The sequence below is a fragment of the Parablastomonas sp. CN1-191 genome (assembly GCF_049354825.1).
GTDB lineage: Bacteria > Pseudomonadota > Alphaproteobacteria > Sphingomonadales > Sphingomonadaceae > Novosphingobium.
This window is the reverse complement of record NZ_CP186480.1, coordinates 1,044,128-1,057,314: the sequence shown is the minus strand read 5'-3', so window position 1 is coordinate 1,057,314 and position 13,187 is coordinate 1,044,128. Positions and strand designations below refer to the sequence as shown.

The 13,187-nt window shown below is 67.4% G+C and carries 12 protein-coding genes; 10 read left to right on the top strand and 2 right to left on the bottom strand.

From position 1 onward, the window contains the following. Positions 1-5 precede the first annotated feature (5 nt). Positions 6-884 (bottom strand): signal peptidase I, encoded by an 879-nt coding sequence (gene lepB / locus ACOYW6_RS05325; RefSeq protein WP_423142770.1) that lies wholly within the window; start codon positions 882-884, stop codon positions 6-8. A 214-nt stretch (positions 885-1,098) separates the two neighbouring features. Here lepB and pgi point away from each other — a divergent pair, with 214 nt between their 5' ends. After that, positions 1,099-2,646, top strand: coding sequence for a glucose-6-phosphate isomerase (gene pgi / locus ACOYW6_RS05320; protein WP_423142769.1), 1,548 nt, complete (start codon positions 1,099-1,101; stop codon positions 2,644-2,646). A gap of 129 nt (positions 2,647-2,775) precedes the next feature. After that, complete coding sequence (gene gorA, locus ACOYW6_RS05315) at positions 2,776-4,128, top strand: glutathione-disulfide reductase (protein ID WP_423142768.1); 1,353 nt, start codon at positions 2,776-2,778, stop codon at positions 4,126-4,128. On the opposite strand, the gene ACOYW6_RS05310 is transcribed toward gorA, so the two are convergent. Then, positions 4,125-5,543 (bottom strand): helix-turn-helix domain-containing protein, encoded by a 1,419-nt coding sequence (locus ACOYW6_RS05310; protein WP_423142767.1) that lies wholly within the window; start codon positions 5,541-5,543, stop codon positions 4,125-4,127. The genes gorA and ACOYW6_RS05310 overlap by 4 nt on opposite strands. A gap of 109 nt (positions 5,544-5,652) precedes the next feature. On the opposite strand from ACOYW6_RS05310, the gene ACOYW6_RS05305 reads away from it, so the two are divergent. Genes ACOYW6_RS05305 through bioB form a run of 8 tightly spaced genes read left to right on the top strand, consistent with a single transcriptional unit; the run spans position 5,653 to position 13,134 of the window. Next, the gene (locus ACOYW6_RS05305; RefSeq protein WP_423142766.1) at positions 5,653-7,185 is read left to right on the top strand and encodes an acyl-CoA carboxylase subunit beta; all 1,533 of its coding nucleotides are present in this window, start codon (positions 5,653-5,655) and stop codon (positions 7,183-7,185) included. A gap of 11 nt (positions 7,186-7,196) precedes the next feature. Then, positions 7,197-7,418, top strand: coding sequence for a hypothetical protein (locus tag ACOYW6_RS05300; RefSeq protein ID WP_423142765.1), 222 nt, complete (start codon positions 7,197-7,199; stop codon positions 7,416-7,418). 10 nt (positions 7,419-7,428) lie between these two features. After that, positions 7,429-7,863 carry a methylmalonyl-CoA epimerase gene (gene mce, locus ACOYW6_RS05295; RefSeq protein ID WP_423142764.1) on the top strand — a complete coding sequence of 145 codons (435 nt, stop codon included), beginning with the start codon at positions 7,429-7,431 and terminating at the stop codon, positions 7,861-7,863. Position 7,864: 1 nt separating this feature from the next. Beyond that, positions 7,865-8,662: an enoyl-CoA hydratase-related protein gene (locus ACOYW6_RS05290; protein WP_423142763.1), complete on the top strand. Its 798-nt coding sequence runs from the start codon at positions 7,865-7,867 to the stop codon at positions 8,660-8,662. A 2-nt stretch (positions 8,663-8,664) separates the two neighbouring features. Continuing rightward, positions 8,665-10,815: a methylmalonyl-CoA mutase gene (gene scpA / locus ACOYW6_RS05285; RefSeq protein WP_423142762.1), complete on the top strand. Its 2,151-nt coding sequence runs from the start codon at positions 8,665-8,667 to the stop codon at positions 10,813-10,815. Continuing rightward, a complete protein-coding gene (locus tag ACOYW6_RS05280; RefSeq protein ID WP_423142761.1) occupies positions 10,812-11,273 on the top strand; it encodes a DMT family transporter in 462 nt (153 codons plus the stop codon). Before scpA ends, ACOYW6_RS05280 begins: the two co-directional genes overlap by 4 nt. Then, a complete protein-coding gene (locus tag ACOYW6_RS05275; RefSeq protein ID WP_423142760.1) occupies positions 11,270-12,130 on the top strand; it encodes an alpha/beta hydrolase in 861 nt (286 codons plus the stop codon). Before ACOYW6_RS05280 ends, ACOYW6_RS05275 begins: the two co-directional genes overlap by 4 nt. Beyond that, positions 12,127-13,134, top strand: a complete 1,008-nt coding sequence (gene bioB / locus ACOYW6_RS05270) for a biotin synthase BioB (RefSeq protein WP_423142759.1) — start codon at positions 12,127-12,129, stop codon at positions 13,132-13,134. Before ACOYW6_RS05275 ends, bioB begins: the two co-directional genes overlap by 4 nt. Positions 13,135-13,187 lie beyond the last annotated feature (53 nt).

Genomic DNA, 13,187 nt, shown 5'->3' with positions numbered 1-13,187 from the left:
GACGCTCAAAGCGCCAGTCCGATCCGCTGCCAGCGGGCCGCGCCCACCCAGGTCCACGGCTTGAGCCAGGAGGCGTCGCCGCTGGTCGAGAACATCATCACGCTGGCCTTGCCGACGAGGTTGTCCTGGGGGACCAGGCCGATGCCGCCGCCAGGCACCGCCTCGAAGCGGCTGTCTTCGGAATTGTCGCGGTTGTCGCCCATCAGGAACAGCATTCCCTGCGGCACGACCACAGGCCCGAAATCGTCCTGCGGACGGTATCCGAGATCGAGCACGGTATAGCTCTTGCCCTCTGGCAGGGTCTCACGGAACTGGGGGTAACGGCACACATCGCGGCCCTGCGCGGTCCGGACGGCGAACTGCGGACCGTAGCAGCGCGTGTTGCCCGAAACGGGGATTTCGAAATCGGCGACCCGCACCTTGGGAACCGGCATCCCGTTCAGGTAGACCTGCCCGCCGATCATCTGGACGGTGTCGCCCGGCAGGCCGATAACCCGCTTGATATAATCGACGTCGTCGAGCGGCGGGGCCTTGAAGATCACCACATCGCCGCGCGCGGGCTGCTTGGCCAGCAGGCGATGCTCGGGCAGGAGCGGCAACGACAGCGGCAGTGAATAGCGCGAGTAGCCATAAGACCACTTGCTGGCGAGGAGATAGTCGCCGTTCCAAAGCCGCGGCAGCATCGATTCGCTGGGGATGTTGAAGGGCGAGAAGAAGAAGCTGCGGAAGATCACCACGACCAGCACCAGCTTGATCAGGAAGACGAAGAAATTGTCCTCCTTCTTCTTGGGCTTGTCCGTCGCCAGCGGTGCCGGGGCCGGGCCTACGACCTGGGGGGTGACCGTTTCGGGCCTGCCGGCGTTGGGGCGGGTGGTGTCTGTCATGGGCTCGTCCATGTTGGGGGAAGCTTCCGGCGTCAAGCGCGGCGCACCGGCCGCTGTGTTAGGCGCCTAACACGATTGACACAGTTGACACCGTCCTGACGACGAACCGCGTCGATCCTCCGACGGACCGCGACAGGGGGACCAAATGGCGGGGTTGCGCAGGCATGGGCGCGGCTTCTACTGCATCGATGCAGGCGTAGGAAAGGCCGAGAGCATGGCGGACACAAGCGATACGGACGTGACAGCAGCCTGGGATCGTCTGACCGCGCTGCCGCGCCCGTCGCTGAAGGACCTGTTCGCCGACGCCGGCCGCGTCGCGGCGATGACCACGACGCTTGATCTGCCCGGTGGCTCGATCCGGTTCGACTGGTCCAAGACGCACCTGTCGCCCGATCACGTCGCCGCGTTCGAGGCGCTGGCGGCCGCCGCCGGCTTTGCCCAGCGCCGCGCCGCGCTGCTGGCGGGCGAGCGGATCAACGTCACCGAAGATCGCCCGGTCGGGCACATGGCGCAGCGCGGACAAGGCGACGCCGCGATGGTCGAGGAGGCGAGCGCGCTTCATGCCCGCATGCGCGGCCTGGTCGCGGCGATCCGCGGCGGCACGTTCGGCACAGTGCGGCACCTAATCCATATCGGCATCGGCGGCTCGGCGCTGGGCCCGAAGCTGGCGCTCGACGCGCTGGCGCGTCCCGACCAGGCCGATCCCGACGCCGGCCCGGCCATCGCGGTGGAGGTGGTCGCCAACATCGACGGCCAGGCGCTGGAAGAGGCCTTTGCGCGCTGCGACCCCGCGGCCACGATGATCGCGGTCGCCTCCAAGACGTTCACCACGACCGAGACGATGACCAACGCCGCTTCGGCGCTCGACTGGCTGAAGGCAAACGGCGTTGCCGATCCCTATGGCCGCGCGGTGGCGCTTACCGCGGCGCCCGACAAGGCGGTCGAATGGGGCATCGACGAAACGCGCGTCCTGCCGTTTTCCGAAAGTGTCGGCGGGCGCTATTCGCTGTGGTCGTCGATCGGCTTCCCGATCGCTCTGGCCTGCGGCTGGGACGATTTCGCCGAGATGCTGGACGGCGCAGCGGCGATGGACCGCCATTTCATCGAGGAGGACGGCGCCGCCAACGTGGCGCTGCGCGCTGCCTTTGCCGACCTTTACTATACCCACCTGGTGGGCTGCCAGACGCGCGCCTGTTTCGCCTATGACGAGCGGCTGCGCCTGTTGCCGAGCTACCTCCAGCAGCTCGAGATGGAATCGAACGGCAAGCGCGCCACGCTGGACGGCAAGCCGGTGACCCAGCCGACCGCGCCGATCACCTGGGGCGGGGTCGGGACGGACGCCCAGCACGCCGTGTTCCAGCTGCTGCACCAGGGCACGGCCGTGGTGCCGGTCGATTTCATCGCCGCGATCATTCCGGGCGACACCCTGGACCCGGTGCATCACCGCAACCTGCTGGCCAACTGCTTCGGCCAGGGCGCGGCGTTGATGGCTGGCAAGGCCAATGCCGACCCGGCGCGCGCCTATCCGGGCGACCGGCCGTCGGCGACGATGCTGTGCGAGGACATCAATCCGGCGACGCTGGGCGCGTTGATCGCATTCCACGAACATCGTACTTTCGCCAACGGCGTGATCCTTGGCATCAACTCGTTCGACCAGTTCGGAGTCGAGCTGGGCAAGGAAATCGCCAAGTCGATCGGCCAGGGCGGCGGCCACTTCGACACCAGCACGACGGCGCTGATGAAGGCGGCGGGGATCGCCTGATCGCGTCGGCGCCCGCCCGCCGATTACAGTGATCGCACCGCGCGTCCTTGCCGAAGGGGCCCGGCAACCCTAGCTGCCACTTGCCCCGGCTGCCGCCAGCCTGGCTGCACCCGGGGGCAAAGGAACACCATGGCCGACACTTACGATTACGACCTTTTCGTCATCGGCGCGGGTTCGGGCGGGGTCCGTGCCAGCCGGGTCGCCGCGGCGCACGGCGCGCGCGTGGCGGTGGCCGAGGAATACCGCGTCGGCGGGACGTGCGTGATCCGCGGCTGCGTGCCCAAGAAGCTGCTCGTCTACGGCAGCCACTTCGCCGAGGAGCTGCAGGACGCCCGCCACTACGGCTGGTCGGTTTCGGGCATGGAGTTCGACTGGCCGCACTTGCGCGATACGGTGCTGCGCGACGTCGACCGGCTGGAAGGCGCGTACAAGACCACGCTGTCGAACAACAAGGTCGACAGTTTCCTGGAGCGCGCGGAAATCACCGGGCCGCACGCGGTCAGGCTGGCTTCGGGCAAGACGGTCACCGCCGGCACGATCCTGGTGGCGACCGGCGCCTGGCCGGTCATGCCCGCGTTCGAAGGCAACGAGCATTGCATCACCAGCAACGAGGTTTTCCACCTCGAAACGCTGCCCCGGCGCGTCGTGATCGCCGGCGCCGGCTACATCGCGATGGAATTTGCCGGTATCTTCAACGCGCTGGGCTGCCATGTCACCGTGGTCAACCGCTCTGATACGGTGCTGCGCGGATATGACGAGACGCTGCGCGACAGGTTGCTGCAGATCACGATGGCGCGCGGCATCGAATACAAGTTCAACCGCAAGCTGCAGCAGGTGACGCGTGAGGCGGACGGATCCCTGCTGGTCCACACCGAGGGGCTGGACCCGCTCGCCGCCGACATCGTGCTGGTCGCGACCGGGCGCCGCCCCAAGATCGACGGCCTCGGCCTCGAGGCGGCAGGCGTGACGATCGGCGATCGCGGCGAGATTGTCGTCGATGCCGAGAACCGCACCAACGTGCCCTCGATCTATGCGGTCGGCGACGTGACCGACCGGGTCCAGCTGACGCCGGTGGCGATCCGCGAGGGGCAGGCCTTTGCCGACCGCGTGTTCGGCCGGATGGACGTGCCGCACGTCGATTATCACTGCATTCCCAGCGCGGTGTTCAGCCAGCCGCCGCTGGCCGCGGTCGGCTATACCGAAGGGCAGGCACGCAACCAGTTCGGCGACGTCAAGGTCTACACCTCGGACTTCCGGCCGATGAAGAACGTGTTCGCCGAACGGGCCGAGCGCGGGCTTTACAAGCTGGTCGTCGATGCCGGCACCGACAAGATCCTGGGCATCCACATGATCGGGCCCGATGCGCCCGAGATCCTCCAGGCCGCGGCGATCGCGGTGCGTGCCGGACTTACCAAGGCGGACTTCGACGCCACCGTGGCGCTCCACCCGTCGATGGCCGAAGAGCTCGTCCTGATGCGCTAGGTACCGCTCGGCACCCCGCCGATGCGGTAGGGCACCACGCCGCGCTCGTCCGGGTCGACCGCGATCATGCGGTCGCTGGGCGGAAAAGCGCGCTGGTCGCAATCGGGGCGGGGGCAGAGCCGGCACGAGACGCCGATGCGCGTGGCGCCGGCCTCGGAGGCCAGGTCGATCCCGTCGGCATAGACGAATTCGCCGGCGTGGCTGGCTTCGCAGCCCAGCGCGACTGCATAGCGGCGAGGCGCGCGGGCGTAGCTGCCCGAGGGCTTGACCAGCCCCTTCGCCATCGAGACATAGCGCACCCCGTCGGGCGTCTCGGCCAGCTGGACCAGGATGCGGTCGGGGATCGCAACGGCCTCGTGCACGATCCACAACGGGCAGGCCCCGCCGAAACGGGCGAACTGCAGCCTCGTCGCGGAGTGGCGCTTGGTAATGTTGCCCGCCATGTCGACCCGGCAGAAAAAGAACGGCACCCCGCGCGTGCCTTCGCGCTGAAGCGTGGACAGGCGGTGGCAGGTCTGCTCGAAACTCGTGCCGAAGGTCTGGGCCAGCCGGTCGATGTCGTGGCGCGCGTCACGGGCGGCCTTGCGGAACGCGCCATACGGCATCAGCAGCGCGCCGGCGGCGTAGTTGCCAAGCCCGACGAACAGCAGTTGCCGCGCCGCCGGGGTCGCCAGGTCGGCGCCGGCAACAACCGCGGCGATCTCGTCCTTCAGGACAATCGCGGCCAGCTGGTGGGCCAGTTGGAAGCGCCGGCTTTCCACCGGCTGGCCGGGGTCGACCGCGACGTGCCGCATCTCGGCGTCGAAAGCGCGCAAGGGCCCGGACTCGTACCGCAGGGACAAGGCGAGCGGGCCGGTCAGCTGGCGCTCTATCGCGGGCAAGGCCGGGCTGGGCGCGGCACCGAGCCGCGCGGCGAGGGCTTCGGCGGCGCGGTCGATCCGGTCGACGTAGTTGTTGGCGCGGTGGAACCAGTCGCGCACGTCCTCCCACGGCAGGCGCGCGCCATCGGCCCGGTCCGCGCCCAGCGCCTCGTCCACCATCTGCAGGCGCTGGCCGGTGCGGCGATAAGCCTCGTGCAGCGCGACGAAACGGTCCGCCAGCGCCGGCTGCTGGGCTGCGAAGCGGGCGAGTTGCCCGGGATCGAGCGGTTGGGGGAACAGCGGGTCGGCGGCCGCTTCGCGCAGCGCCGCCAGCCGGGTTTCCGCGCCGCCGGTGCCCAGCTCGTGCCAGTCGAGCGGAAACAGGGCGCGTAGCCGTTCTACCAGCGCCGCGGTCAGCGGGCGATCGTCGCTTTCCAGCTGCGAGAGGTAGCTGGTGCTGATCCCGAGGCGTCCGGCAAGGTCGTTCTGCCGCATCGCGCGGTCGCGGCGCATGGCGCGCAGGCGCGGCCCGGCGAAGAGGCGGCTGGTGCTCATGACAGCGCGATAGTTTGCAAACTGCCGCTTCGCAACTTCGCAAGTTCACATTCGACAGCGGCGCGTGACGCGGGCATGACCCTGCGCTGACACTACCCAAGGGGCCTGCATGTCCGCCAATATCGCTGAAATGGAACGCCGGCGCGAGGCTGCCCGCATGGGCGGGGGCCAGCGCCGGATCGATGCCCAGCACGCCAAGGGCAAGCTGACCGCGCGCGAACGGCTCGACATCCTGCTCGACGAAGGCAGCTTCGAGGAGGTCGACGCTTACGTCGAGCACAACAATTTCGACTTCGGCATGGCCGATAACCGCATCCCGGGTGATGGCGTGGTGACCGGCAGCGGCACGATCAACGGGCGGCTGGTCTATGTGTTTTCGCAGGACTTCACGGTGTTCGGCGGCGCGGTTTCGGAACGCCACGCGATGAAGATCTGCAAGATCATGGACAGCGCGATGAAGGTCGGCGCGCCGGTGATCGGGCTGAACGACAGCGGCGGCGCGCGGATCCAGGAGGGCGTCGCCAGCCTTGGCGGCTACGCAGAGATCTTCCAGCGCAACGTGCTGGCATCGGGCGTGGTGCCGCAGCTCAGCCTCATCATGGGGCCCTGCGCGGGCGGGGCGGTCTATTCGCCGGCGATGACGGACTTCATCTTCATGGTGAAGGATTCGTCGTACATGTTCGTCACCGGGCCGGACGTGGTGAAAACCGTGACGAACGAGGTGGTCACGCAAGAGGAGCTGGGCGGCGCGATTACGCACTCGACCAAGACCAGCGTTGCCGACCTGGCGCTGGAAAACGATATCGAGGCGCTGCTGACCGCGCGCGAGTTCTTTGATTTCCTGCCCTGCAACAACCGCAGCGGCGCTCCCGAGCGGCCTTGCGCCGATCCGTGGGACCGCGCCGAGGACAGCCTAGACAGCGTGATCCCGGCCAACGCCAACCAGCCTTACGACATGTGCGAAGTGGTGCGCAAAGTGCTCGACGAGGGCGAGTTCTTCCAGATCCAGCCCGGCCACGCCGGCAACATCCTGACCGGGTTCGGCCGCATCGAAGGCCGCACCGTAGGCGTCATCGCCAACCAGCCGATGGTGCTGGCGGGCGTACTCGACATCAATTCGTCCAAGAAGGCGGCGCGCTTCGTACGCTTCTGCGACGCGTTCGAGATCCCTATAGTTACCTTCGTCGACGTGCCCGGGTTCCTCCCCGGCACCGCGCAGGAACTGGGCGGCATCATCAAGCACGGCGCCAAGCTGCTGTTCGCCTATGCCGAGGCGACCGTGCCCAAGATCACCGTGATCACCCGCAAGGCCTACGGCGGCGCGTACGACGTCATGGCCTCCAAGCACTTGCGCGGCGATCTCAACTACGCCTGGCCCACCGCCGAGATCGCGGTGATGGGCGCCAAGGGCGCGGTCGAGATCATCTTCCGCTCCGACATCGGCGACCCGGCCAAGATCGCCGAGCGGACCAAGGAATACGAAGACCGCTTCGCCAACCCGTTCGTCGCGGCGAGCAAGGGCTTCATCGACGAGGTGATCCATCCCCACTCGACCCGCCGCCGTATCGCGCTGGGACTACGGAAGCTGAGGAACAAGAGCCTCGAGAATCCGTGGAAGAAGCATGACAATATTCCGCTTTGAGGGAGGTTGCGATGCTTGATCCGATTTGGCTCCGGTTTCTCCTCGGTATCACCGCAGCAATTTTCTTGAGCTACGCGGTACGCGGTTTCATTTCAGGCGAAGTCAAAACGGGTGCCGAGTACATCTCGTTCGGCCCGTACTCCGCTGATTCGCAACCTGTAAGATTTCTCGTGGCGCAATGCTGGAACATTTTCACTGCAGTGTTCTGCGCTTACTGGGCGTTTGCTTTATGATAGATGTTGAATGAAACTCGGCCGCCTCAATCACATCGGCGTCGCCACGCCCTCGATCTCCGACGCCGTCGCGTTCTGGCGCGATACGATGGGCGCGACGACGATCCACGAGCCGTTCGACATGCCCGAGCAGGGCGTGAAAGTCTGCTTCGTCGATACGCCCTCCGGCCCGCAGATCGAGTTGATCGAGCCGCTCGGCGATGCTTCGCCGATCCGCGCTTTCCTGGAGAAGAACCCCGCCGGCGGGCAGCATCACGTCTGCTTCGAAGTCCCCGATATCGCCGCCGCGCGCGCCGAGTTCGAGGGGATGGGCAAGCGCGTCCTCGGCCCGACCCGGATCGGCGCGCACGGCACGCCGATCTTCTTCCTCCACCCGCGCGACATGGGCGGCGTCCTGACCGAGATCATGGAGACGCCCAGCGAGGGGGCGCACTGGAGCAACTGACGTGACCGCGTTCGAAACCATCACGCTGGCTGTCGCGAACGACGTCGCCACGATCACGCTCAACCGGCCCGATCGGCTGAACGCGCTGGTGCCGCAGTGCTTCACGGACATGCACGGCGCGCTTGACCAGGCGCTGGCGCAGGGCGCGCGCTGCGTCGTGATCACCGGCGCGGGGCGCGGTTTCTGCGCCGGCGCGGACCTGGCCGCCAACAACGACGTGTCGGGCAGCGGCGGGCTCAACCGCGATCTTGGCCAGTCGCTGGAGGACAATTTCAACCCGCTGATCCGGCGCCTGGCCACTCTCGACATTCCGGTCGTCACCGCGATCAACGGGCCGGCGGCGGGCGCGGGCGTAGGGCTGGCGCTGGCGGGCGACATCAGCGTTATGGCGCGTTCGGCCTATCTCCAGCTGGCCTTCGTCAACATCGGCCTGGTCCCCGATGCCGGCGCCGCCTGGTTCATCGGCAAGAGCGCGGGGCGCACCAAGGCGCTGGAGATGGCGCTGCTGGGCGAACGCTGCATGGCGGGCGACGCGCTTGACGCCGGCATCGTCACCCGCGTGGTCGCCGATGGCGAATGCCTCGACGCCGCGCAGGCCATTGCGGCCAAACTGGCGCAGGGGCCAACCCGGATCATCGCCATGATCCGCAAGCAGGTGCCGGCCGGGCTGTCGCTGACGTTGGACGAAACGCTCGACCTCGAGCGCGAGAACCAGCGTGAGGCCGGTTACGGCGAGGATTTCGCCGAAGGGGTGCGCGCCTTCCTCGAAAAACGTCCCGCACAGTTCAAGGGCAAGTGACGATGGCTGACGCGAAAGACTGGCAGGCCGCCGCGGCGAAGGAGGTGAAGGGCCCAGAACGGTTTAGGGACCTGACCTGGCATACGCCCGAAGGCTTCGACATCAAGCCGCTCTACACCGCGGACGACGTTACCGCCGATCCCGGCTTGCCCGGCTTCGCGCCGTTCACGCGCGGGGTGCGCGCCAGCATGTACGCGGGACGGCCGTGGACGATCCGCCAGTATGCGGGCTTCTCAACCGCCGAGGAATCCAACGCCTTCTACCGCCGCAACCTCGCGGCCGGGCAGAAGGGGCTGTCGGTCGCCTTCGACCTCGCCACCCACCGCGGCTATGACAGCGACCATCCGCGCGTGGTCGGCGACGTGGGCAAGGCGGGCGTGGCGATCGATTCCGTCGAGGACATGAAGATACTGTTCGACGGCATTCCGCTCGACCAGATGTCGGTCAGCATGACGATGAACGGCGCGGTGATCCCGATCCTGGCGTTCTTCATCGTCGCGGGCGAGGAGCAGGGGGTCGACCGCAAGCTCCTCGACGGGACGATCCAGAACGACATCCTCAAGGAGTTCATGGTCCGCAACACGTACATCTATCCGCCCGAGCCTTCGATGCGGATCGTGTCGGACATCATCGCCTATACCAGCGCCGAAATGCCCAAGTTCAACAGCATTTCGATCTCCGGCTACCACATGCACGAAGCCGGTGCGACGGCGGTGCAGGAGCTGGCCTTCACCATTGCCGACGGCAAGGAATACGCGAAGCGCGCGATGGCGGCGGGGCTCGATATCGATGCCTTCGCCGGCCGGCTTTCGTTCTTTTTCGGCATCGGCATGAACTTCTTCATGGAGATCGCCAAGCTGCGCGCTGCCCGCACGCTGTGGTGGCGCGTGATGGACGAGCTGGGCGCCAAAAGCGAACGCAGCAAGATGCTGCGTACCCACTGCCAGACCAGCGGCGTCAGCCTGCAGGAGCAGGACCCCTACAACAACGTCATGCGCACCTGCATCGAAGCAATGGCCGCGACGCTGGGCGGCACGCAGAGCCTGCACACGAACGCGCTGGACGAGGCGATCGCGCTGCCAACCGATTTCAGCGCCCGCATCGCCCGCAACACGCAGATCGTCCTGGCCGAGGAAACCGGCATCACCAGGGTCGTCGATCCGCTGGGCGGGTCCTATTACGTCGAGGCGCTGACGCAGACGCTGGTGGACCAGGCCTGGGCCATGATCGAGGAGGTCGACGCGGCCGGCGGGATGACCGCCTATGTCGCCACCGGCAAGCCCAAGGCCGCCATCGAACAGGCCGCCGCCGCACGCCAGGCCCGGGTCGACCGCGGCGAGGACGTGATCGTGGGCGTGAACAAGTACCGGCTGGGCGAGGAAGCCCACCTCGACACGCTCGACATCGACAACCACGCGGTGCGCGACGCGCAGATCGCGCGCCTGAAGGCGATGCGCGAGCGCCGCGACGAGGCCGCTTGCCGTGCCGCGCTGGCGGCGCTGACCGAAGGCGCGAGGGGCGGCGGCAACTTGCTGGCGCTGGCGGTCGGCGCGGCGCGCGCGCGCGCGTCGCTGGGCGAGATATCGGACGCGATGGAGGCCGCATTCGGCCGCTACGGCACGCAGCCGGTGCCGGTGACGGGCGTCTACGGCCCGGCCTATGCCGGCGACGATCGCTATGCTGCGGTCGTCTCGGGCGTCGACGCGGTTGCACGCCGGATCGGTCACAAACCCCGCATCCTCGTCGCCAAGATGGGCCAGGACGGACACGACCGCGGCGCCAACGTGATCGCCTCTGCGTTCGCTGACATGGGTTTCGACGTGGTGTCGGGGCCGCTGTTCCAGACGCCCGAAGAGACCGCCGCGTTGGCGCTTGAAAAGGACGTCGACGCGGTCGGCGCCTCGTCGCTGGCAGCAGGGCACAAGACGCTGATCCCCGCGCTGGTGCGCTTGCTCAAGGATGCGGGGCGCGCCGACATCAAGGTGGTGGCGGGCGGGGTGATCCCGCCGCAGGACTACGATTTTCTGCGCGAAGCCGGGGTCCAGGGGATCTACGGCCCGGGCAGCAACGTGGTCGAGTGCGCGGCGGACCTGCTGCGCCTGCTGGGCCACAACATGCCGCCGGCCGGGTCCGAACTGGAGGCCGCAGGGTGAGCGCGGCCCCGCAAACCGCGTTCGTGCCCATCGCGGCGATGATGTTCGCCAGCGGCATCGGCATCCCGATCTTCGCGGCGTTCAATTCCGCGCTGGGCAAGCAGCTCGGCAGCCCGGTTTCGGCGACGATGGTCACTTTCGGCGTGGGCTTCGGAATCGCACTCGCTATCGTCGCGGTGATGGGGTTTCCCGCGCGATCGGCGTTCACGTTCGAACAGCCGTGGATCTGGTTCGGCGCGGTGTTCATGCTGTTCTACGCCACCGCTGTCGCCTTCGCGGCGCCGAAGATCGGCCTGGGCAATGCGATCTTCTTCGTGCTGCTGGGCCAGATCGTTGCCGCCGCGGCGATCGACCATTTCGGCTGGCTTGGCGCGATACCCAGCCCGATCACGACCAAGCGCGCCGCCGGCCTGGCGGTGATGGCGCTGGGGCTCTACCTGGCAAGGAAACCGGCATGATCGCCCGCACCGCCGCGCTGGCCCTGCTTTTGTCCACGCCGCTGAACGCGGCGCTGCCCGCTGTATCCATTGCCGCGCCGGAAACGATCGTGCTGGGCCAAAGCATTCGCGTCGCCTCGGCCGTGATGGGCGAGGAGAGGGTGATAAACGTTTCGCTGCCCGCGGACTACGCCAAGGGGGAAAAGCGGTACCCGGTGCTCTACCTGATCGACGGCGGCGTGGATCAGGACTTCATCCACGTCGTCGGCGCCGGCCAGCTCGGCGCGGCGTGGGGACGGGCGCAGGACGCGATCGTCGTCGGCATCGCCACCAGGGACCGCCGCAACGAGCTTACTGGGCCAACCGCGGACAAGGCGCTGCTCGCCAAGTATCCCACCGCCGGCCAATCGGCGCGCTTTCGCCGCTTCATCCGCGACGAGGTCAAGCCGATGATCGCCGCGCGCTATCGCACCGACGGTAACGATGGCGTGATCGGGGAATCGCTGGCGGGCCTCTTCATCGCCGAGACCTGGCTGCGTGAGCCGGCGCTGTTCCGCAATTACGCCGCCGTCAGCCCCAGCCTGTGGTGGGATAACGCCGCGCTGACCGCCGCCGCACCTGCGCTGATGGGCAAAGCGCAGGCCGGACGGCGCCTTTTCGTCACCTTTGCCGAGGAGGGCGGCGACGAAGCCGCCATTGACGCGCGCTTCGCCGCTGCGCTGGGCAACCGCGCCTGCGTGGTTCCGCACCGCGAATTCACCCACGCCACGATCTACCACGCCGTCGTGCCCGCCGCGCTGCAGTTTCTGTTTCCGACGACCGAGAAACTCGATCCGCAATACGGCTTCGTCACCGGCTGCCAGGACGCCCCGCAATGACCATCCGCACTGACTGGACCCGCGCCGAAATCGCCGCGCTGTTCGACCTGCCGTTTTCCGAACTGGTGTTCCACGCCGCGACAGTCCACCGCGCGCACCACGCGCCGGACCAGGTCCAGCTCTGCACGCTGCTGAGCATCAAGACCGGCGGCTGCCCTGAAGATTGCGGCTATTGTTCGCAAAGCGTGAAGGCGGACAGCGGCGTCGCCGCGACCAAGCTGATGGACGTCCAGGCGGTGCTGCAATCGGCCGCGCAGGCAAAGGACCACGGGAGCCAGCGCTTCTGCATGGGCGCGGCCTGGCGCAACCCCAAGGATCGCGACATGCCTGCGATCGTAGAGATCGTGAAAGGCGTGCGGGCGATGGGGCTGGAAACCTGCATGACGCTGGGCATGCTGACGCCGAAACAGGCCGACATGCTCGCCGAGGCGGGGCTCGATTACTACAACCACAACATCGACAGCAGCCCGGAATATTACGAGCGCGTCATCACCACGCGGACGATGGACCAGCGGCTGGAAACGCTTTCCAACGTGCGCGCATCGGGCATCAACGTGTGCAGCGGCGGGATCGTCGGCATGGGCGAAACGCGCGAGGACCGGGTGGGGTTCATCCATACGCTGGCGACGTTGCCGGCCCACCCCGAAAGCGTGCCGGTCAACGCGCTGGTGCCGGTCAAGGGCACCGTGCTGGGCGATATGCTGGCGGACACGCCGCTGGCCAAGATCGACGACATCGAATTCGTCCGCACGGTCGCGGTTGCGCGGATCACCATGCCGCTTTCGATGGTGCGGCTCTCCGCCGGGCGCGAAAGCATGAGCGAGGCGACCCAGGCGCTGTGCGTCATGGCCGGCGCGAACTCGATCTTCACCGGCGACAAGCTGCTGACCGCACCGAACGCGGGCGACGACAGCGACGCGGCGCTGTTCGCCAAGCTGGGCCTGACCGCGCTCAAGGGCGAGGAACCGCTGCGGGCGTGCCCGGTGGTGGAGGCGGCGGAGTGAGAAACCTTGGCTGCTTAATCAGCGGGGTTATCTGGGTCGTAGTCTTTGGATTC

Bases quoted from the DNA above. Each gene is read 5' to 3' on its own strand.
- lepB (WP_423142770.1), bottom strand. From the start codon at position 884: ATGACAGACACCACCCGCCCCAACGCCGGCAGGCCCGAAACGGTCACC.
- ACOYW6_RS05305 (WP_423142766.1), top strand. From the start codon at position 5,653: ATGTCCGCCAATATCGCTGAAATGGAACGCCGGCGCGAGGCTGCCCGC.
- mce (WP_423142764.1), top strand. From the start codon at position 7,429: ATGAAACTCGGCCGCCTCAATCACATCGGCGTCGCCACGCCCTCGATC.
- gorA (WP_423142768.1), top strand. From the start codon at position 2,776: ATGGCCGACACTTACGATTACGACCTTTTCGTCATCGGCGCGGGTTCG.
- ACOYW6_RS05310 (WP_423142767.1), bottom strand. From the start codon at position 5,543: ATGAGCACCAGCCGCCTCTTCGCCGGGCCGCGCCTGCGCGCCATGCGC.
- pgi (WP_423142769.1), top strand. From the start codon at position 1,099: ATGGCGGACACAAGCGATACGGACGTGACAGCAGCCTGGGATCGTCTG.
- scpA (WP_423142762.1), top strand. From the start codon at position 8,665: ATGGCTGACGCGAAAGACTGGCAGGCCGCCGCGGCGAAGGAGGTGAAG.
- bioB (WP_423142759.1), top strand. From the start codon at position 12,127: ATGACCATCCGCACTGACTGGACCCGCGCCGAAATCGCCGCGCTGTTC.
- ACOYW6_RS05300 (WP_423142765.1), top strand. From the start codon at position 7,197: ATGCTTGATCCGATTTGGCTCCGGTTTCTCCTCGGTATCACCGCAGCA.
- ACOYW6_RS05275 (WP_423142760.1), top strand. From the start codon at position 11,270: ATGATCGCCCGCACCGCCGCGCTGGCCCTGCTTTTGTCCACGCCGCTG.